Origin of the sequence: Vibrio sp. RM-69-4 (assembly GCF_024743775.1) — a bacterium.
Taxonomy (GTDB): domain Bacteria; phylum Pseudomonadota; class Gammaproteobacteria; order Enterobacterales; family Vibrionaceae; genus Vibrio; species Vibrio anguillarum.
In genome coordinates, this window is record NZ_JAMQXI010000086.1 from 1 (window position 1) to 1,310 (window position 1,310).

At 41.9% G+C, this 1,310-nt stretch carries 3 protein-coding genes; 1 reads left to right on the top strand and 2 read right to left on the bottom strand.

Going from position 1 to position 1,310, the window contains the following annotated elements; genetic code table 11:
* Window positions 1-100: 100 nt before the first annotated feature.
* Window positions 101-610 (bottom strand): ClbS/DfsB family four-helix bundle protein, encoded by a 510-nt coding sequence (locus NB504_RS17675; protein WP_194574542.1) that lies wholly within the window; start codon window positions 608-610, stop codon window positions 101-103.
* A 171-nt stretch (window positions 611-781) separates the two neighbouring features.
* Between NB504_RS17675 and NB504_RS17680 the strand changes: the two genes are divergently transcribed.
* Window positions 782-967, top strand: a complete 186-nt coding sequence (locus NB504_RS17680; protein ID WP_176312756.1) for a hypothetical protein — start codon at window positions 782-784, stop codon at window positions 965-967.
* Window positions 968-973: 6 nt separating this feature from the next.
* Here the strand turns inward: NB504_RS17680 and NB504_RS17685 are convergent, their stop codons facing one another.
* Window positions 974-1,210: a hypothetical protein gene (locus NB504_RS17685; RefSeq protein ID WP_194634049.1), complete on the bottom strand. Its 237-nt coding sequence runs from the start codon at window positions 1,208-1,210 to the stop codon at window positions 974-976.
* Window positions 1,211-1,310: the final 100 nt, after the last annotated feature.

Sequence of the window (1,310 nt, forward strand, 5' to 3'; positions counted from 1 at the left end):
TGTGAGGCACGCAATACAGATGCTGCCGCAACCACCATAATCACTAAAACCGACGCATAGTAAAAACGCCACGCGTGCCGAATCACACTTAAATTGTTTGTTATGTGAATTCTCGATTGAAACGCCGAACTTTTGTACGCATATTTTTCATAGGTGACGATGTATTAAACTGAATCATGCGCCCCAAAGTCCATTGTTCATACCACGCAACACCATACAAATCATGGTCACTTAAGCTTGAAATGAGTAAAAGTATCTCGTTAACCGTAGACTCAAGCTCAATGAGTAAATCGTCATATTTCCACTCACAATACTCTTCGTGGAAGCTTTCAGCGAGTGAACCTAATTGGTTCCATTTATAACCAGTTTCCGGGAAATCAACATGTTGGTTTTGAGATCTTAAGTGATGCCATTTAAGAACGAGTCTTCCCCAACCAATCAAGTAAGCCACTGTATCACTAACGCTAATGACTGTACCTTTGACGTTTCCCTCTACTCCAGATTTGCGAGCTTTGCTTTCCGGAATTGAACGATAGTCAGCCATGAGTTTCGGAAATATTGAGTTTATAGCTAACTCCAATTCATCCTTATTTCTTGGCACAGAAGACATTTTGACCTCCATTCACATAACGCCGCATTAAGTGGTGAGCGACGCTAAGCACCTATACCTCGACAAACCACTTAAAACGCAAAAACTGAATTTACACTAAAACCGCCAAGCGTTGCGAATCCGTCTTAAATGCTTTGTTATGTAAATTCAGTTACATAAGCCAAAGTTACCATGAAAAACCAAGCCTGTACGACCGAAGAATTAGCCAAAACAAAAGAACCCAACAGTGTTCACGAATTTGCGAAGTCAGCAATGTTACAAACCAAGCCGCAACAAACGGTGGATACTGATTATCAGCGACTAAAAATGCCGTTAAGCCAAGGAAATTTAACGAAAGAAACCATCAACAAAGACTGACTATCGTTAACCTTGCCCTTTCCACACTTTGAGCCTGCACAACCAACCACGAACCAACCCTGAAACTAAATGAGGCAACTCACAAATCTTGGCATGTTTTACGGCTAAATTAGGCAAAGAATCGGGACAGAAAAAACGAATTTTGCCGACGATACGGAACGATGGCTTAAGAGATCGCAAAAACAGAATAATACCAATTTTACCCGCTTTACATAACGCCCGGCTAAGGGGTTGACAACGCACCGCCAGACTCAAAAATACACCGTAAACTCTGAACTTCAATTTTGCACTAAAGCCGCCACGCGTTGGCAATCCCTCTTGAGCCGTTTGTTAGCCTTATGAC